We start from the raw sequence: 20073 nt of genomic DNA, 5'->3' as shown, positions 1-20073 counted from the left end.
TTTCTCCTTAATTATTGATGATTAGTTTCATTATAATAATCTACTTTATTTTTTTCAATTAATTCTTGCTTTTGATTATGGTTCATCTGATTTTTTATAATTGCCTCCCAGCTCATCGCGTCGTGTTTCGTTTCAAATACTTTATAATATGATAATTGAACTGGCCGACGGCTCCTCGTATACTTACTTCCCCTTCCTCTGTTATGCGTGTTAATTCTTTTTTCTAAATTATTAGTATAACCAGTATAAAATGTTCCGTCGGAGCAAGTGAGAATATATGTGTAATATTGCATGTCTTTATTATTTATTATCGTTCTTCTAAATAAAAATAATAAGCAGCCCTTTACTGACCGCTTATTGTTTTATTATTCATTTTTTAGCATCATGTCTTTTACTTTCATCAATCTTGTCGTTGTGCCACGTTCATTTTCTTCCAGACGCATCATGATATATTTGATATCTTTCTTCGTCTCTGGAATCATAACATGCTCCAACGCATTAACACGTCTTCGTGTCTTTTCAATTTCATCAGCCAACAAATTGCAAGTCTTTTCAACCTCTGCTAATTCAATAAGCAAAGGCATTAACTCTGCAATGTCCAAAACAGATTGATCAAGTTCCCCGGACGTAAAAGAAAAACCATATGGCAATTGCGTCGTTTTCTCAGATTCTTCATACTTTAGTTTAGGAACATCGACGCTCATAATATTTGCCTTATCTACAGTAACGTTAGTTGATTTTACAGGGCACAAGAGAGCTTCAGTTATTAAATCTTCACCCATTCTACTTTCAGCAACCGAAAATTGTTGCAACGCTTCTGTTAATTTGTCTTCAATTTCGTCCCTTAAGGCTTTATTTTTTTTGATATAGATCATAAATCTGCGGACCATTTCATCTCTTTTGTCCTTTAACAATTTATGGCCGCGCTCCGCTGTTTGCAGCCTACCTTTTAGACGTGTTAGTTCCATTCGCGTAGGCTTAATTTGTGCGCACATAATTATTCTCCGTCAATATATGATTGTTTATTGTCATCAGGATAATATTTGTCAATATAATCGAGTTTTATTCGTTTTAATTCCGCCTTTGGTAAAATGGATAGAAGTTTCCATCCAATATCTAAAGTCTCTTGAATATCTCGATTTGTATCGTATCCTTGAGAAACATATACTTCTTCGAATTGATCAGCAAATTTCGCATAAAGTTTATCCATATCAGATAATGCTGCATCTCCTAGAATAACAGCTAATTCTTTTGCTTCTTTTCCTCTTGCATAAGCCGAAAACAGTTGATTCATTGTGTCTGCGTGATCTTCACGTGTTTTGCCTTTTCCGATCCCTTTATCTTTTAATCGACTCAATGAAGGTAAAACATTAATTGGCGGTTCAATTCCGCGCATATTCAGTTCTCGGGATAAAATGATCTGTCCTTCAGTGATGTAACCAGTCAAATCAGGAATTGGATGGGTTATGTCATCTTCTGGCATTGACAGAATAGGTATCTGTGTAATAGATCCTTTTTTCCCTAAAATACGGCCTGCACGTTCATATATTGAAGCTAAGTCGGTATAAAGATATCCAGGATATCCACGTCTTCCAGGAACTTCTTTACGCGCAGCTGACACTTCTCGCAATGCCTCAGCATAATTAGTCATATCCGTCATAATAACGAGGACGTGCATATCTAATTCAAAAGCTAAATATTCTGCACACGTTATGGCCATTCTTGGTGTAGCAATTCTTTCTACTGCTGGGTCGTTTGCATAGTTCATAAACAAGACCGCACGTTCAATTGCGCCTGTTTTCTGAAAATCCTGGATAAAATAATCTGCTTCTTCAAAAGTTGTTCCAATAGCAGCAAAAACAACTGCAAAATCTTCCGAATCATCTAGAACTTTCGCCTGTCTAGCAATTTGAGCGGCCAACTGAGCGTGAGGTAAACCAGATCCCGAGAAAACTGGAAGCTTTTGACCACGTACAAGTGTGTTCAAGCCATCTATCGCTGAAATACCTGTCTGGATAAATTCAGCCGGGTAATTTCTAGCGACTGGGTTAATTGGCGCACCATTGATATCTAGTTTTTCATCAGGAATAATCTGTGGCCCGTCATCGATCGGACGTCCCATCCCATCAAAAATTCTGCCTAGCATATCCCTGCTAACGCCTAGTTCTATTCCATGTCCTTCAAAAATGACTTTGGAATCTGATATTTTAAGTCCCTGTGAACTTTCAAAAAGTTGAACTAATGCTGCGTCTCCATCTATTTCCAGAACATGTCCAACTCTTTCTTCTCCACTCGCTTGTTTAATTTGAACCAATTCGTCATACTTGACATTTTCCACATGATCAACAAGCATTAAAGGACCAACAACTTCTCTAATCGTTTTATATTCTTTATTCATCCGTTTCTTGTCCTTCTGACAATGCTTCAAAAGCATCGTTCAATGCTACGCGAATGTCTTCATATTCCTTTTCTTTTTTATTTTCAGGAACATACTTCATTCTCGCAATTTTTTCTCGAATTGGCATTTGAATGATTGCGTCAAACGAGCCATCGGCATTGAGATATTTCTCTCCAGCTTCGTACCAGCTCAATATCATATTCAAAATTGCAATTTGCTTTTGGGGCGAGGAGTACGTGTCCACATCATCAAAAGCCGATTGATGCAAAAAGTCTTCGCGAATTGAACGTGCACATTCTAACGTGAGTCGGTCTTTATAACTTAAAGCATCAACACCAACTAAGTGAACAATTTCTTGAAGTTCTGATTCTTTCTGCAAAATATTCATTGTTGATTGAACAGACTTCGACCAACTTGGATCTATATTCTGATCAAACCAATCATCTAATCTACTGCTGTACAAAGAATAGCTTGTCAACCAATCAATTGCAGGAAAATGACGCTGATAGGCCAAATCTGCACTTAAGCCCCAAAAGACTTTGACAATTCTCAATGTCGCTTGCGAAACGGGTTCAGAAATATCCCCACCCGGAGGTGATACTGCTCCGATGGCTGAAATTGCGCCTGTTCTATGATCTGTCCCCAAACAATTGACAACACCAGCACGTTCATAAAACTCAGCTAATCGTGACGACAAATAAGCTGGGTAACCTTCTTCGCCCGGCATTTCTTCAAGTCTGCCCGACATTTCACGAAGTGCTTCAGCCCAACGTGAAGTCGAGTCTGCCATAATCGCAACTTTGTAGCCCATATCGCGAAAATACTCTGCAATGGTAATGCCCGTATATATTGAAGCTTCTCGAGCAGCAACTGGCATATCTGATGTATTAGCTATTAATACAGTTCTTTTCATCAGGCTCATACCTGTACGTGGGTCGTTTAATTCGGGAAATTCGCGAAGCACATCAGTCATTTCATTACCTCGCTCTCCGCATCCAATATAAATAATGATATCCGCATCAGACCATTTTGCCAGTTGATGTTGAATGACCGTTTTACCAGAACCAAATGGCCCCGGAATTGCCGCAACACCGCCCTTAGCAATTGGAAATAAAGAATCAATAACTCTTTGTCCGGTAATCATCGGTTCATTCGGCGTTAATTTATTTCGATATGGACGACCAATTCGGACAGGCCAAACCTGCAACATTGCCACATCTTTTTCCTCGCCATCTTCTGTTCTGATTTTGGCAATTGGCTCAGTTATCGTTGCCTCACCATTATGAACCCAAGATACTATTCCAGAATATTTGTATGGCATCATAATCTTATGGATAACCGCAGGTGTTTCTTCAACTTCTCCAATAATATCCCCTGGTTCTAGTTGATCGCCAACTTGTGCGACGGGCTTAAATACCCATTTTCTTTCCCGATCTAATTTAGGAACATCAATTCCTCTTGTGATATTGTTACCAGCTGCATTATAAATGGATGTTAGTGGGCGTTGAATACCATCATATATCCCTTCGATTAATCCTGGGGCAAGTTCAACTGATAGTGGTTGTCCCGTCTTGTATACCGGTTCTCCCGGACCAATACCCGCAGTTTCTTCATAAGCTTGAATCGACGCTTTATCACCGCGTAATTCAATGACTTCACCAATAATATGTTTATCGCTGATTTTTACAACGTCATACATCTGAACATCGCCCATATGATCAGCAATAATTAATGGACCTGCAACTTTTACAACTGTACCCGTTTGTTCAAAAGTGGTACCGCTTTGTTCAAGATTCAACTTAACATCATTTCCTTTCTAAAAGATATCTGCGCCAACAGCCTTTTCAACATTCTTTTTTATTCCTTTTTTTCCGATACCTAAAGAACCATTCTTATTAGGAATTGGAATGATCGCCGGAAACGATTTATCTTTATATTCATCAATGATCGATTCTATTCCCGCTGCAATATTTTCAGTTATATAAATAACAGAAAATTTGTTATGCTCGAGTTCTTTAATTTGTTTGCCAATGTCAGCACATTCTTCAATGGGAAATACATAAAACCCCAGCACTTTAAAAATCATAACGGAATTATTATCGCCAATAACAGCAATTTTTGCTTTTCGACTCATCAAACATCACCCCTATAAGTCTTTTTTTCTAAGTGATTTGAAGGATTATTTTTCTGAGCCGCCATCACTCTCAATGATGCGCCTTCTCTTCTCTTTTCTAACAAATAGTTTATGATCGGTCCAATTCCAAAGGAATCATTTTTTTCTTCATGAATAGTCGAAAAGGCAAAATCATCTAGTTGACTTTCCACTTCAGAAATAATATGCTGCTTTGAATAACCTTCTAATATTTTCCGATATGTCGCTCTGTTTGGACCTGTCGCTAAATAAGAATATAACTGTTTGTCAGTTTGTCCAATTGCCTTGCACATATCTTTTGGATCTAATGTTCCTCCATCAAAAAGCAATTGAATAATTCTTTCAGGATTCCACTTCAAAGCATTTCCTCTGAGAATTGCCAAAATATTAATTTTATCAAAAATAATATCAAAATAATGTTTTAATAGAATATTGTGATGTGTAATTAACGTGTCTCTAATTGTTATTAAAACTGCGTTATCAATTTTTTGGCTAATCTCGAATGGATCATCCAAGTCCAATGAATCTTTAATCGATTTACCTATAATTGGAGGAAGATCATTATAATTTTCATCAGAAATCGCATCAATCAAATTGGTAACGTCAATAACACCGGATGGATGCAAAAGTGATTTCGCATCTTTTCTGATTAGGATACCTTTCAGCAATATTTTAATGTTGTACGCATCTTCGGGATAATAAAATAAATTTGTCAACGTTGGATCTGGTGAAATAGATTTTATATCCAAATTGACTTCATTCAATTCCGACGCAACCATCTCATTTACAGTATGACTGCCATTTCCCGAAGAACCGTAACTATTCTCTTTTAAAATTTTTATCATTGCTGGCTCATCTTCTGCCTCAGATAACCGTTGCCAGACATTTTGATCAATGAGCTTATTTTCTAGACCTTTGATTCTGCCAACTGCAAAAGGGTAACTGATTCCAGACATAGTCACGCCTCATCTTGATCTTCAAATAATATTGCTGCAACTTCTCTTTCATATTTGTCTCGAACCTGTTGAAGCAGAACATCAAAATCGCCATTGATATCATAATTATCTCCTTCTAACATGATACCCGATTCAAACTCTGCAGGTTCCGAGTCAAGTGTTAATTTGCCGGGAAGGCCGTTTAATTTCAACCCTTTATTCAGAGCAGAAAGAAAACTAGATTGGTATTTTTTATAATCTTTTTCAGGGACTTTAATGGTTTCACTGCCGCTTCTCGACGAAGAAGCCACTATTTCAGCAATTAATACAGACCAATCTTTTTCCGGCAATTGGTCCATTGCCTTCTTTGCCTTAACAAAAGCGCGATCGATTAATTCTCTCTTCTTAAAAAGTCTATTTTTACGCGCTTCTAAATGAAAAATCAATTCATTTCTTTTTTCAAAGTCCTGAATTTTTTGATCAAAATCTTTTTCCATCTGTTGGATCTGATCGTCAGATTCTTTTTGGATTGTCTTTTTTAACTCTTCTGCCTTTTGCCGTGAACGGTTTATTATTTCAGCTGCGTCTTCATTTGCTTTATCAAGAATCCTATTGATAATTGTACTTTGCGCCATGATAACCCTTCTTGATTTATTTAATGCTGAACAAGATCAAAATTGAAGCCAGTAAAGCCAAAATTGCGTAAGTTTCCACCAATGCTGTCATCGTAATGCCTTTTGCCGAAGAATCCGGATCCTTCCCCGTCATGTGGATCGCTGCTGCTGCAGTTTTACCTTGTGCAATTCCGGACAAGAGACCGACAATTGCAATTGGGAGAGCTGCGGCAAAATAAGCCCACCCTTGCATGATCGAAATACTGTGCGGTGCCCCAGAAATCATGCCGGTTTGTACTAAAATAAGTACAGCCATTAAAAACCCATAAATCCCCTGAGTTCCTGGCAGAGCTTGAAGAACAAGCACTTTCCCAAATAAATCAGGCTGATCTGAGGTAACTCCGGCAGCGGCTTGACCTGCAATTTGAACACCAACCGCTGATCCAATTCCTGATAAAAGTGCACAAATAGCCGCTCCAAAAGCAGCAATAATAATTCCCTGCGTCATAATACTACCTCTCTATCTTGTTATTTTCTTCTGTATTAACATTAACGTACTTCGATTTGATAGACAATGGTTTAAAAGGAATGCCACCGCCTTCATAAAATTTATTAAAAAATTCAATATACTGCAATCGACTATCGTGTACATATGCAGACAACAAGCTCATTGCCAGATTGAAAGTATGACCAATGAGATAAATAAATAATGCGACGATTATTCCCAAAATATTAACAGAGACCATGCGTGCTAAAAGATTCATTACCATCCCAATAACGCCTGTAGCTAAACTCAATGCCAATATTCTAGAATAAGATAAAATGTCGCTTAAATAAGAACTGATACTATATAATCCCAATAAACCTCCCGTAATTTTTTTAACAATCTGTTTATTTTCTCTGCCTGCCGTACATAAAATAATTGTAGCACCTATAATTGCCATAATTGCTCCAGCTCGGCGGGTTGTCTGCAAAAATAAGAGGCCTAATCCTGTTATTAAGACCATCCAGCTTACTTGATCAAAGACTGCATCCCATGGATGACCAGATTTAAATTGCTCTACAATCTTAATAGACATCCCTGAAAAAATATGCAGCACACCAACAATCAGTGTGAAAATCAACATTTTCATCGGATTCGTCAATGGTGCAAACAAAATCGGATGCCAGGTTTCCCCAAAATAAGAACCAAATAAAATACCAAAAAGAATCGTAGTAAAAGACGAATACAGCAACGTGTTGACAAGCTTTGCACTATTACCTTTTGGTTTTTTTAATTTTCTAAAAAAATAAAACACAAAAAACATACATACGCCATAGCCAACGTCTCCCATCATCATTCCAAAGATAACCCAATACCACGGTCCGGCCACTAAAGCCGGATCTAGTTCTGAAGGGTTTGGCTTTGAATACATATCTGTAATGGTCTCAAATTGAGACCAAAAGCGTGGATTTCGCGTCACTGTTGGGGGCTGGTCTTCTTCTGTAGGTTTATCAAATTGGAGATCATAATATTGAACAGATTTAGCAATCGCTTTTTCAACTTTTTTAATCCGATCTTCACATACCCAGCCTTGCAGCAAAACCGTTTCGTTTGTTTTTATTGTTTTTATATTTTCTCTACTTTGTTTCGTTTCGTATTGTTCGTTTAATAATTTAATATCTCTTTCGTCTTTAGATAGATTTTTTATAGATTGCTCAATATTTATTATTTCTTTTTGATCTTGTTGAATTTTGTTTCTCAGCGCTTCAATTTTTTCAGATGCTGAACAAGAAATCTTCGTCAATATAACTTCTCTCATCCCAAGCTCTTTTAATTTTGACTGGAGTTCAGGCATTTCCTCTTTTGTTTGAATGATCAAAGCCGAGACTTCTTTCTTTTCATTGCCAAAAAACTGAATTTGAGCGTTTGCATCTTCTACAATCTTAACTACATCATCTATTACAGTTTCTGGGAAGAATACAGTGGACATTTCGACATACTTGCTTTTTTCTATTTGACCAAGCGGGATATCCATTTTTTCCCATGGCAATAACTCTTCGACTGCTTTTGAACAATTTTCAATATCGAGCTCTAAAGTTTTATATTGTTCATTATAGTCTTGTAACTGCTGGCAAATCTCCTTTCCCTTTGTATTTTCCATTAGAAAGGTCTCGTAATTGATTTCCGGTTGATCTTCTAAAAACTTATGATAATATTTTTTGTGATATTTATTTGAAAGTTTTAACATCGCAGAAGCCTGCTGGGCCTCATTCGATAGTTTATTTTCCGAAGGCGACGTATTTATGGAATCTTCCAAATAAATAGGCATATACTCTCCTGTCTTTTGCAGCGATTTGAGTATTGTCTCCTTATCCTCTCGGAAAATAATCAATTTCATTTTCCTCATTGGAATAATCATATTGATTTTACCTTTTCTAAAATATATTGGACAGCATTTGGTAAATGTTTTTCATTATTACTAAAAAATTTTTCATCATTTTCCGCTGCTGCTTTCAATCTCGTTTTTAAATAAACTTCTTGTTTTTCTTCGGCCTCTTTTAATTTTTTGTCACAGGCATTCTGATAGTCTGTCAATCTTTTTTTCTTATTATTTTCTGCTACCGTCTTTGCCTCTTTTACAATCTCCTTTCCTTTTTCTTTTGCTTCTTTTCTGATTCGATCTGCTTTTCTTTCGGCCTCCCGAATATCATCAATTATCGACATAGTCTATCACCCCAATAAAAAAAGTTCATGATAATATTACCATGAACTTAAAAGAAAAACAATTATTAATAATTGAAGTGTTAATCATTTACAGACTCTTAGCAAATAATTGTACTGTTTGATCGATTTCCTCTTTACTAATGATCAATGGCGGCACAAATCTAATCGTTGAATGCCCCGCCCCGCAAACAAGTAAACCAGACTGAATACATTGATTGATCACATCTGATATATTTTCATCAATCTCAACACCAATCATTAATCCTTTGCCACGAATATCTTTGATATGCGGGTTCACTTCCTTTAATTTTGAAAGTTTTTGAACAAAATACTGAGATTTTTCGGAAACTTCTTGTAAAAATTCCGGATTTCCAACAGTATCCAATATATAGTTTGCGGCAGAAGTCGCTAACGGATTAGCTCCAAAAGTAGATGCGTGCGTCCCCGGTGTAAAAACTTGAGCCACACGATCACATGCCAGAATGCCTCCCATCGGCACTCCCCCTGCAATTCCTTTTGCAAAGGAAACGACATCCGGTTTAATACCATAATGCTGATATGCAAAAAATTTTCCCGTTCTGCCGATTCCGCACTGCACTTCGTCAAAAATCAAAACAATATTCTGATCATCGCACAATTTTCTAACTTTTTTAAGATATTCTTTTTCTGCTGGATAAATGCCCCCTTCACCTTGAATGGGTTCCAAAAGAATAGCCGCACAATTATGTTTTTCAACTGCTTTTCCTAATGCTTCAAAATCATTAAACTTTACATGTGTAATATCTGGCATCAATGGACTGAGATTTTTTTGATATTTCGGCTGCCCTGTTGCCGTAATCGCAGCATAAGTTCTTCCATGAAAAGAATCTTGCATTGCAATAATTTCCGTGGCATCTTCCGATTTATATAACTTTGCATATATGCGCGCTAATTTCATTGCGGCTTCATTCGCTTCCGCACCACTATTACAGAAAAATGCTTTATCCAATCCAGATAACTTGACCAATTTTTCGGCAGCAGTAATCATTGGTACATTCCAATACAAATTAGATACATGAAGCATTTTATGGATCTGTTCCTCAATCACATGATTTAGTCCGGTGTGATTGTAGCCTAGACAATTAACTGCAATGCCACCTACACAATCAATGTATTCTTTTCCTTCAATATCTGTCAGGATACATCCATCTCCATAATCAAAAACAATAGGAAATCGACTATAGGTCGGCATAATGACCTGATCGCCTCGTTTAATAAATTCTTGTATGTTCATTTCTATTCTCCAGTATATAACTTTAATCTTCTTTTATCATCGTTCCGCAGCCAGCAGCTGTGAACAATTCTAACAATAAGGAATGTTCAATCGTGCCGTCTAAAATATGCGTTGACCGAACACCTGAACGAATTGCATCCACTGCATTTTCAACTTTCGGAATCATTCCTCCAGATATTATTCCCTGCCTGATTAATTCTTCAACACCACTGATGTTCAATCTTCTAATAATGGAGTTCGGATCTTTTGGATCCATGTAAACACCATCGGTATCCGTTAAATAAATCAATTTTTCTGCATTAACTGCTTTAGCTACTGCACATGCAACATGGTCAGCATTGATATTGTACGTTTCTCTCTTATGGTCGCAGCCGATCGGTGCAATAACTGGAATATAATCATTTTTTATTAAATCTTGAAGAAATTTAACGTTAACTTTATCGACTTCACCGACAAATCCAAGGTCTTTATCTTTATATTCTTTTTTATGAACTTTTAAAAGTGCACTATCCTTACCTGAAATGCCAACAGCATTAATACCTCGATTTTCAAGGAGTTGTACAATTTCTTTATTTATTTTTCCGCACAGCACCATTTCTGCTATGCCCACCGTTTCTTTGTCCGTCACACGCAAACCATCAATAAAAGATGACTGCATCTCCAGCCTTTTTAACATGTTCGAAATGTCTTTGCCGCCACCATGAACAAGGATAGGTCTAATCCCAACCAACTTCATAAGCGCAATATCATCCATCATGGAATGCTTAATGCCCTGATCGTCCATAAAAGAACCACCATACTTAATAACAACAACTTTTTTTCTAAATTGCTTGATATACGGCAGTGCTTCAACCAGCGTGTTTGCCTTTTCTATATAAATATCCATGTCAGTCATTTTGACCATCTCCTTATCTCAAATCAAGTTCGATATTCAGCATTGATTTTTACATAATCATACGAAAGATCACATCCCCAGGCTGTTGCTTTATAAATGCCTTCTCCCATATCAACATTAATAATAACTTCTTTTTGTTTTAATAATTCGCTTGCTTGTTCCTCATCAAATGGTACAGGTTTACCGTGATCCAGCAAAAGCAGACTTCCTTTTGAATTAGAAAAAGTCAGCGACACAGTCTCTGGAGCAAATTTTACGCCAGTTGCTCCGATAGAGGAAAGTACTCTTCCCCAATTCGCATCTTCTCCAAAAATTGCAGTCTTAACAAGATTAGAATTAACAACCGCTTTTGCCAAGATTCGTGCATCACCTCTGGATTCTGCGTGATCGACATGAACTTCAATGTATTTTGTCGCGCCTTCCCCATCTTTTACAATAGACTTAACAATAGACTCATTCACAAAATACAAAGCTTCAAAGAATTTTGTATAAGCGCCGATATTTGATTCTGTAATTTTATCATTACCAGCTAAGCCATTTGCCAGCACTAACACTGTATCATTCGTACTCATGTCCCCATCGACAGACATCATATTATACGTATCTTCTGCAATGATACTTAACATTTTCTGTAGGCAAGCTTGTTCAATATTGGCATCCGTTGTGACAAAAGAAAGCATTGTTGCCATGTTTGGGCAGATCATACCTGATCCCTTAGCCATTGCACCAATATGAATAGTTTTTCCGTCGATTTCTGTTTCAACCGCAACCGTCTTTGGGACAAGGTCCGTCGTTAAGATTGCACGAGATGCATCACTTTGGCCATCAACAGAGAGATTATTGACTAACGTAGGAATTGTTCCAGTGATTTCTTTAATCGGTAAAGGTACCCCGATAACGCCCGTGGAGGAAATAAAGATTTGCTCAGGATCACAATCAAAATACTGACTTACACATTTGGCTTCTGTTTTTACATCTAATAAACCTTGTTCCCCTGTACAAGCATTTGCGTTGCCACTATTAATCAATACAGCCTTTATTTTTTGTTTATCTTTTTTTACAATTTGATTATCCCATAGAACGGGAGCTGCTTTTACTGCGTTCTGAGTTGTTACAATTGCGGGAATTGCCTCAACTTCAGATTCTATTAATGCAATATCTAGCCGATTATTTGGTTTTAATCCAGTCGTTGCTCCACAGGCTTTAAACCCCTTTGAAGCCGTAACACCGCCGGAAATAACGTGAAATTTTTTTTCTTTCATTGTTTTCTCCAATTTGTTTGTCACACGGGATAATCTGTAATTAAATCAATACCAGTCTTTTCTGGAAGGTCAAACATAATATTCATATTTTGAATTGCCTGACCTGCCGCTCCTTTAAACAAATTATCAATTGCCCCAATCACAATCACGCGGTTTGTCCTTTGATCAACTTTTACCGCAAGATCACAATAATTAGACCCTTTAACCCATTTCGTATCTGGAATCCGCGATTCTAAAATACGAATAAAATATTCATCTTTGTAAAAATCACGATATAAAGTTGTCAAGTCTTCTTCAGTATATTGTTTCCCCACATCATTTAATGTTGCATAACAGTTCGCTGAAATGCCACGATTCATAGGTACTAAATTAGGTGTAAAGATGAGTTTAATTTCTTCGTTACCCAAAAGGCTTAATTCCTGTTCGATTTCTGGCGTATGCCTGTGGGCGCCTACTTTGTAAGGTTTTACAGACTCTGTGCATTCACAGAACATGTAAGGAAGCTGACCATTGCGTCCCGCTCCTGTTACACCAGATTTTGCATCAATAATAATTGAATTCTCTTCAATTAAATGATTTTTCACCAAAGGTGCCAAACTTAAAATACTACAAGTGGTATAACATCCAGGATTGCCAATTAGACGAGCTTTTTTTATTTCTTTCCGATGTAACTCACAAAGACCATATACAGCTTCTTCGATCAGGTCTTGTGCGCCATGATCGACTTTATACCAATCCTTGTAAATAGCAAGATCCTTTAATCTGAAATCTGCGCCTAAATCAATAATTTTACACTTATCTAATATATCCTTATTAACTTCTTGAGAGGCGACCCCATGAGGCAGTGCTAAAAAGATAACGTCTGATATTTCAGATAACTCTTCTACTGTTCTATTTTTGCAGATATCTTCCGTTATATGCTCGTACAAAGGATATACATCTTTCATGGGTTGTCCATCATAAGATCTAGAGCCAATTGAAACTAATTCCACGTCAGGGTGCCGTAATAATAAACGAACCAATTCTTGACCTGCGTATCCTGTTGCGCCAACAATAGCTGCTTTAATCAAATTATTCACTCCTTAATGCCAATGCATTTTTATTAATTATTATCACAAATAACAACAAGGATTATAACGCTATTTATGTAAATAATCAAGCGTTCGAAAAGTATTTTTATAAATTATTTTCGCATATATTTACATTTACTCTTGATTTATTTCATTCATTGGCTTATAATCAATCACGTCAGATTTTTGAAAAACAATATATAAAAATAAGGAGTTCATAAATGGCAAATAAAAAAGTTATTCTTGCATATTCAGGCGGTTTAGATACAACGACAATTGTCCCCTGGCTAAAAGAAACCTATGACTATGATGTTATATGTGTTTGTGTCGATGTAGGGCAGGGAAAGGAAACAGACGGTCTCGAAGAAAAAGCAATCAAAAGCGGTGCTTCTAAATGCTATATTGTCGATGTAACTGATGAATTCGTCGAAAATTACTGCTGGCCAGCTTTGAAAGCTGATGCGGTGTATGAAAAAAAATATTTATTGGGGACTTCTCTCGCCCGCCCGTTAATTGCTAAAGTATTGGTCGACTACGCACACAAAGAAGGTGCTGAAGCGATTTGTCACGGTGCAACCGGAAAAGGCAACGATCAGGTTCGTTTTGAATTGGGAATCGGTGCTCTAGATCCTCAGATTAAGATCATTGCCCCTTGGCGTGAATGGGATCTCCAAAGTCGTGAAGATTTAATGGATTTTTGTATTGAACACGACATAAAAGTTAACACCCGTTATGATCAAAGCTACAGCCGTGATACAAATATTCTGCACATGAGTCATGAAGGTCTTGAACTAGAAGATCCATCAATCGAACCAAATTATAAACACATTTTGCGGGTTACCAATGCACTCTCCGAAACACCTGACGAACCCGAAGAAATCAAAATTGATTTTGAAGAAGGTGTCCCTGTAAGCATTAACGATCAGAAAATGACGCCTAAAGAGATATTGATGTTCTGCAATAAAATAGGAGGAAAACATGGCATTGGCGTTGTGGACCTCATCGAAAACCGCGTGGTCGGTATGAAATCTAGAGGTATATATGAAACACCTGGCGGAACCATTTTATATCGTGCCCATGAAGAATTGGAACACATGTGTCTTGATCGAGAAACATTTGCTTTTAAGGAAGAGGCTGCTGTTAAGTTTGCTGAAATCGTATATGGCGGAAAATGGTTTACCCCATTACGCGAAGCTTTATCCAAGTTTTTCGACGAAACGCAAAAAACCGTTACTGGGACTGTAAAATTAAAATTATTCAAAGGGAACATGATTTTAACTTATGTCTCTTCACCTTATTCTTTATATAATGCTGAAATAGCCAGCTTCACGACAGGCGATTTGTATAATCACAAAGACGCAGAAGGATTTATTCATTTGTATGGTTTGCCGCTTCGCGTTCGCGCTTTAATGCGTATGAGTGCAGAAGAAAAAGCAAAAAATAAGGAAAAATAATATGGCCAAAAAATTATGGAGCGGTCGCTTTCAAAAAGAAACAGATGCATTAACTGATGATTTTAATTCATCTATTTCTTTTGATGCGCGACTTTATCAACAAGATATTAAAGGATCAATCGCCCATGCAAAAATGCTTGGCAAACAAAAGGTTATACCTCAAGAGGATGCCGATTTAATTGTTGAATCGTTAAAACAAATATTATCAGATATTCAGGATAATAAAATCGAATTCTCCGAGCAAATGGAAGATATCCATATGAACATTGAATCGATTTTAATCGATCGCATTGGCGATGTAGGCAAAAAGCTTCATACTGGTCGCAGTCGCAATGACCAAGTTGCAACAGACATGCATCTGTATGTAAAAGATATTTGCTTGTTAATTATTAATGACATCAAAGAATTAATTTCAACGCTTCTTGACTTAGCTGCTAAACACACTGAAACGATCGTTCCTGGTTACACACATTTGCAGCGTGCTCAGCCTATTACCTTTGCTCACCAATTAATGGCTTATGTCGAAATGCTCAAACGCGATATAAAGCGTTTTCGGCAAGTCTGTGAAATGGCAGATTCCCTTCCATTGGGTGCTGGTGCACTTGCAACGACAACCTACCCGCTCGATCGTTATTTCGTCGCAAAGGAACTGAACTTTTCAAGTGTTTATCTTAATAGCTTAGATGCTGTATCTGATCGCGATTTTTGTATAGATTTTTTAGAGGCTGTTTCTATTACAATGATGCATCTCAGCCGTTTCTCCGAAGAAATTGTTTTATGGTGCTCTTCAGAGTTTCATTTTATTACTTTAGACGATGCCTTTTCGACCGGTTCTTCTATTATGCCTCAGAAAAAAAATCCAGATATTGCTGAATTAGTTAGAGGTAAAACCGGAAGGACTTATGGTGATTTAATTTCATTGTTGTCTACAATGAAAGGACTACCTCTCGCCTACAACAAAGATATGCAGGAAGATAAAGAACCTGTTTTCGATGCATTTGATACAATTGAGATCTGTCTAAAAACTTTTAATAAGATGATTGCAACCATCACAGTAAATAAAGACGCGATGTACGATGCTGCCGCCCACGGTTTTGCAAATGCTACCGATGCAGCAGACTGGCTTGTCAAACACGGTATTCCTTTTAGAGACGCACATGGAATCGTCGGACAATTGGTGTATTATTGCATCCAAAATGGAAAGAGCTTGGATAAACTTTCTCTTGAAGAGTATCAAAAAATTGATCCTATTTTTGATAACACCATTTATGAAGCAATTGACCTTCATAACTGTGTCAGTCAAAGAAATATTGTCGGCGGTCCCGCAAAAGCGACTGTTGAACGTGCTATTGCAATCAATAAGGGATTACTGACAAAATTATAATAGCGCACAAAGCATTTTATCCAAAAAATAAAAACTCTTGTTGTTAGACATTCTCTAACAGCAAGAGTTTTTTAATTACATTTTAATGATACCAAAGACGTTTAAAATTGAACTAACCAAAATAATGGCTAAAAAAGCAATACAAAAATATTTAATAAATATATTATATATTTTTTGTCTTTTGAATTCAGAAGATACCTTAATTTCGTTCTCAATTCTTTCAAGCGTAACAGAACGTAAAATCAACACACAAGTTGCAATTGCAGCTATTGGCATCATCACAGAATTTGAAATAAAGTCAAAGAAATCGAGGAAATCCATTCCCAATATTTTGATACTGCCTAGAACACTGTAGCCTAAAGAGGATAACGTTCCTAGACAAATAATGATAACACTGACTAGCACTGTTGCTTTTTTTCGGCTCATCCCCGCTTCATCTTCAAATGTTGAAACGGCTGATTCAGCCAATGCAATCGCACTCGTCAAGGCTGCAATAAGAACCAACAAGAAAAATGCAATACCTGCCGACATTCCCAATCCCATACTGGCGAAAACTTTAGGAATTGTTACAAACATAAGTGAAGGACCAACCTGCAACGCTTTGGGTGTTCCGCCCGAAAATGCAAACACTGCAGGGATAATCATAAGTCCAGCGAGAACAGCAACAGCAGTATCAAAAAATTCTACTTGAGAAGTTGCTTTTTCAATATCCATGTCCTCTTTCATGTAGGAACCATAGGTGTACAAGATTCCCATCGCAATAGATAAAGAATAAAACATTTGTCCCATTGCCGCAACCACCGTCATCCATGAAAAATTATCAAAATTTGGAATAAAAAAGTATTTTATTCCAGCAGCAGCTCCTGGACGAGTCATCGAATAAATAGCGACAAATACGCCTAAAATAATCAAAATTGGCATCCCTATCTTCGAGATCCGCTCGACCCCATTTTGAACACCAATCAAAATAATGATCATTGTTACAACAGTAAAGATCAGAAAATATACTTCTGTAGGAACACTTTGACTAATGAAATTAGAAAAATATGTATCAGTAGCCATTTTTTTTGTAGCGCCGCAAATGTATCCTACTAAATACTTAAGTACCCATCCGCCAATAACTGAATAATAAGAAACGATTATCATTGGAATGACGGCATTGATCCATCCACCAATTTTATGAGCCGATGTATCTCCAAAAAATCTGAACGCCCCGACAGGACTTTTATGAGTCATTCTTCCCAATGTCGTTTCTGACATAATCATGGTATATCCAAATGTATACACTAAGATAAGGTATACAATTAAAAAGGTACCGCCTCCATATTTTGCAGCTAAATATGGGAAACGCCAAATATTTCCTAAACCAACAGCAGAACCTGCCGCAGCCATTACGTAACCAATCCGGCTAGAAAAATTTGCTCTGCCCTGATTACCCTTCTCTTGTTCCAATCTTCAATCCTACCCTTTCTAATTCCTTAATGTTCCGACTGCCAAATCGCCCGGATCGACTCCTCATATTGTGGGTATTTATGCATAAAAACCCTGATATCCTTTATGGTATTGCTCACTAATCGGTCCATACTATTATATGTTTGTCCAAATGCAAAATTTTGTTTTGCAGAATCTAAATTTTTAAATACAAGCTTTGAAAAATCCCTCTGTGTAATCTTTTTATCTTGGACGTCATTCACAGCACGTTCATAGGCTTTGGGATCAAAAGTTGAAAGCATGTGCATGCGTTCATTGAAAACTAAATGAAATAACATCACAACATTATTCGCCAATTCAGTTGAATCACCGTCGCTATTAACAATTTCTTTTATTTTTTCCCAATGTAACTTGATCATTTTTTCAAGTGCTTCAACATCGGACTTCTGATACAAATTTTTCATAGCCTGAATTTGTTTTTTGGTTGCTTTGATAATAATCACCTCAATGCGTACAACTATGTATAAATAATATACAAAAAAGTCCTGCTCTTCCATTAAAGGAAAGCAGGACAATCAATTTCCTCAATTGTAATTAAACAAGTCCTTGGGCCATCATAGCATCAACAACTTTTTCAAATCCCGCGATATTTGCTCCAACAACGAAATTCCCTTCTTGGTCATAACGTTTTGCTGCATCCGACACCTTCGCGTAGATATTGACCATAATATCCTTTAATTTAGCATCAACTTCTTCGAAAGACCAGCTCAAGCGTTCGCTGTTCTGCGTCATTTCTAATGCAGAGGTTGCTACACCGCCAGCATTTGCTGCCTTACCAGGCATAAACAAAACGCTGTTTTCCTGCAGATACTGCGTTGCTTCGATGGTTGTCGGCATATTTGCACCCTCAGCAACTAAACGAACACCATTAGCAACTAACTGTTTGGCGTCGTCAAGATCCAATTCGTTTTGTGTTGCACACGGCAGTGCAATGTCACATGGAATACTCCAAATGCCTGTTCCTTCATGATATTCAGCAGAAGCAACTTGATCAGCGTATTCTTTAATTCTTCCGCGCTGTACTTCTTTGATATCTTTAACAATATCCAGCTGAATGCCATCTGGATCATAGATATATCCGGTCGAATCACATAAAGCAACAACTTTTGCGCCTAACTGCTGAGCTTTTTCTGTTGCGTAAATTGCGACATTACCAGAACCGGAAATAACAACTGTTTTGCCTTCTAAGCTGCTGTCCACATGCTTTAACATTTCTTCAACAATATAGACAAGACCATATCCGGTAGCTTCTGTTCTCGCAAGAGAACCGCCCCAAGTCAGACCTTTTCCTGTCAAAACACCTTCATACAGGCCGGTAATTCTTTTATACTGACCGTATAAAAATCCGATTTCACGTCCGCCTACTCCGATATCTCCAGCCGGCACATCCTGATCAGCACCGATATATTTGTATAATTCTGTCATAAAGCTTTGACAGAAGCGCATGACTTCAGCATCTGATTTCCCTTTTGGATCAAAATCAGAACCACCTTTACCACCGCCAATTGGAAGCCCTGTTAGTGAATTCTTGAAAACTTGTTCAAATCCTAAGAATTTCAAAATCCCTTGGTTGACTGTTGGGTGAAAACGCAACCCACCTTTGTACGGCCCAATTGCAGAGTTAAATTGAACACGGAATCCCTTGTTAACCTGCACTTGGCCTTGATCATCAGTCCAAGGTACACGGAAAGAAACAACACGTTCTGGTTCGGTCAATCTTTCCAGTAAAGCTACCTTTCTGAATTCTTCTTCATGTTTTTCTATTACAGGAGCAAGAGATTCCAAGACTTCCTTTACAGCTTGGTGAAATTCTGGTTCACTTGGATTTTTTTTAACAACCCGTTCATACACTTCGTCAACATATGACATATTTTATACCTCCTAATAAACAACTGCATGACAATAAAATACCGTATTTATTATAATCTATAGGAATATACCTGTGCAAGATTTTTTTACATCATATTAATTCACTTCATCCATCGCTTGGTTGACCAATTGATCTGCTTTATTATTATAATGATCATTTGCATGCCCTTTAACTTTTATAAAGGACACACGATGTATTTTTGCCAAACTGTACAATGTCTTCCACAGGTCGGCATTTTTTAATTCTGAATTTTTTCCTCTTTTCCATCCCTTTTGTGCCCAACCATCGACCCAATGCTGATTAAATGCATTGACAACATAGGCCGAATCAGAATAAAGGGCAACCTCACAAGGTTCTTTCAACATTTGGAGGCCTGTAATTGCAGCTAACAATTCCATTTTGTTATTCGTTGTATTCTTAAAACCTTGTTTAAATGTTTTTTGGTAATCACCATATATTAATATTCCACCAATACCACCGACGTTTTCTTTGGATTGGCCATTTCCTCGACAGCCACCATCTGTATAAATTTTAACTTTTTTCATTTTCTTTTATATATAAAAAGGGA

General features: G+C 37.2%; 20 protein-coding genes. 2 read left to right on the top strand and 18 right to left on the bottom strand.

What is annotated here, in order from left to right; all coding sequences use genetic code 11:
• Positions 1–11: 11 nt before the first annotated feature.
• From FYJ52_RS05920 to argC, 14 genes are all read right to left on the bottom strand, one after another.
• A complete protein-coding gene (locus tag FYJ52_RS05920) occupies positions 12–293 on the bottom strand; it encodes a GIY-YIG nuclease family protein (protein ID WP_154576304.1) in 282 nt (93 codons plus the stop codon).
• Between the two features lie 72 nt (positions 294–365).
• On the bottom strand, positions 366–998 hold the full coding sequence (locus tag FYJ52_RS05915) for a V-type ATP synthase subunit D (protein ID WP_328598776.1): 633 nt from the start codon (positions 996–998) through the stop codon (positions 366–368).
• Entirely contained in the window at positions 998–2398 is a 1401-nt protein-coding gene (locus FYJ52_RS05910) for a V-type ATP synthase subunit B (RefSeq protein ID WP_154576302.1), read from the bottom strand. The genes FYJ52_RS05915 and FYJ52_RS05910 overlap by 1 nt, the downstream gene beginning before the upstream one ends.
• The gene (locus tag FYJ52_RS05905) at positions 2391–4196 is read right to left on the bottom strand and encodes a V-type ATP synthase subunit A (protein ID WP_154576301.1); all 1806 of its coding nucleotides are present in this window, start codon (positions 4194–4196) and stop codon (positions 2391–2393) included. The genes FYJ52_RS05910 and FYJ52_RS05905 overlap by 8 nt, the downstream gene beginning before the upstream one ends.
• Positions 4197–4214: 18 nt before the next feature.
• Positions 4215–4532 carry a V-type ATP synthase subunit F gene (locus FYJ52_RS05900; RefSeq protein ID WP_154576300.1) on the bottom strand — a complete coding sequence of 106 codons (318 nt, stop codon included), beginning with the start codon at positions 4530–4532 and terminating at the stop codon, positions 4215–4217.
• Positions 4532–5506: a V-type ATPase subunit gene (locus FYJ52_RS05895; RefSeq protein ID WP_154576299.1), complete on the bottom strand. Its 975-nt coding sequence runs from the start codon at positions 5504–5506 to the stop codon at positions 4532–4534. Before FYJ52_RS05895 ends, FYJ52_RS05900 begins: the two co-directional genes overlap by 1 nt.
• Before the next feature lie 2 nt (positions 5507–5508).
• Positions 5509–6120 (bottom strand): V-type ATP synthase subunit E, encoded by a 612-nt coding sequence (locus tag FYJ52_RS05890; protein ID WP_154576298.1) that lies wholly within the window; start codon positions 6118–6120, stop codon positions 5509–5511.
• A 16-nt stretch (positions 6121–6136) separates the two neighbouring features.
• Positions 6137–6607 carry a V-type ATP synthase subunit K gene (locus FYJ52_RS05885; RefSeq protein ID WP_154576297.1) on the bottom strand — a complete coding sequence of 157 codons (471 nt, stop codon included), beginning with the start codon at positions 6605–6607 and terminating at the stop codon, positions 6137–6139.
• 4 nt (positions 6608–6611) lie between these two features.
• Positions 6612–8480: a V-type ATP synthase subunit I gene (locus FYJ52_RS05880; protein WP_235901550.1), complete on the bottom strand. Its 1869-nt coding sequence runs from the start codon at positions 8478–8480 to the stop codon at positions 6612–6614.
• Positions 8481–8497: 17 nt separating this feature from the next.
• The gene (locus FYJ52_RS05875) at positions 8498–8806 is read right to left on the bottom strand and encodes a hypothetical protein (protein ID WP_154576295.1); all 309 of its coding nucleotides are present in this window, start codon (positions 8804–8806) and stop codon (positions 8498–8500) included.
• A gap of 88 nt (positions 8807–8894) precedes the next feature.
• Entirely contained in the window at positions 8895–10079 is a 1185-nt protein-coding gene (locus FYJ52_RS05870; protein WP_154576294.1) for an aspartate aminotransferase family protein, read from the bottom strand.
• 22 nt (positions 10080–10101) lie between these two features.
• On the bottom strand, positions 10102–10974 hold the full coding sequence (argB, locus tag FYJ52_RS05865; protein WP_154576293.1) for an acetylglutamate kinase: 873 nt from the start codon (positions 10972–10974) through the stop codon (positions 10102–10104).
• A gap of 23 nt (positions 10975–10997) precedes the next feature.
• The gene (argJ, locus tag FYJ52_RS05860; RefSeq protein WP_154576292.1) at positions 10998–12236 is read right to left on the bottom strand and encodes a bifunctional glutamate N-acetyltransferase/amino-acid acetyltransferase ArgJ; all 1239 of its coding nucleotides are present in this window, start codon (positions 12234–12236) and stop codon (positions 10998–11000) included.
• Positions 12237–12256: 20 nt separating this feature from the next.
• Positions 12257–13306, bottom strand: a complete 1050-nt coding sequence (gene argC / locus FYJ52_RS05855) for an N-acetyl-gamma-glutamyl-phosphate reductase (protein ID WP_154576291.1) — start codon at positions 13304–13306, stop codon at positions 12257–12259.
• 221 nt (positions 13307–13527) lie between these two features.
• On the opposite strand from argC, the gene FYJ52_RS05850 reads away from it, so the two are divergent.
• Both FYJ52_RS05850 and argH read left to right on the top strand, forming a co-directional pair.
• Positions 13528–14760: an argininosuccinate synthase gene (locus tag FYJ52_RS05850; RefSeq protein WP_154576290.1), complete on the top strand. Its 1233-nt coding sequence runs from the start codon at positions 13528–13530 to the stop codon at positions 14758–14760.
• Position 14761: 1 nt separating this feature from the next.
• Complete coding sequence (gene argH, locus FYJ52_RS05845; RefSeq protein ID WP_154576289.1) at positions 14762–16144, top strand: argininosuccinate lyase; 1383 nt, start codon at positions 14762–14764, stop codon at positions 16142–16144.
• A gap of 75 nt (positions 16145–16219) precedes the next feature.
• Here the strand turns inward: argH and FYJ52_RS05840 are convergent, their stop codons facing one another.
• The 4 genes from FYJ52_RS05840 to rnhA form a co-directional block, all read right to left on the bottom strand.
• Positions 16220–17596, bottom strand: coding sequence for a sodium-dependent transporter (locus FYJ52_RS05840; protein ID WP_268892581.1), 1377 nt, complete (start codon positions 17594–17596; stop codon positions 16220–16222).
• A 26-nt stretch (positions 17597–17622) separates the two neighbouring features.
• Positions 17623–18150, bottom strand: coding sequence for a hypothetical protein (locus FYJ52_RS05835; protein ID WP_154576288.1), 528 nt, complete (start codon positions 18148–18150; stop codon positions 17623–17625).
• 19 nt (positions 18151–18169) lie between these two features.
• The gene (gene gdhA, locus FYJ52_RS05830) at positions 18170–19504 is read right to left on the bottom strand and encodes an NADP-specific glutamate dehydrogenase (protein WP_154576287.1); all 1335 of its coding nucleotides are present in this window, start codon (positions 19502–19504) and stop codon (positions 18170–18172) included.
• Between the two features lie 96 nt (positions 19505–19600).
• Complete coding sequence (gene rnhA, locus FYJ52_RS05825; RefSeq protein WP_154576286.1) at positions 19601–20050, bottom strand: ribonuclease HI; 450 nt, start codon at positions 20048–20050, stop codon at positions 19601–19603.
• Between the last annotated feature and the right edge of the window lie 23 nt (positions 20051–20073).

The organism is Pseudoramibacter porci, from assembly GCF_009696145.1.
Lineage (GTDB): Bacteria > Bacillota > Clostridia > Eubacteriales > Eubacteriaceae > Pseudoramibacter > Pseudoramibacter porci.
This window is presented reverse-complemented; position numbering and strand designations above follow the sequence as displayed.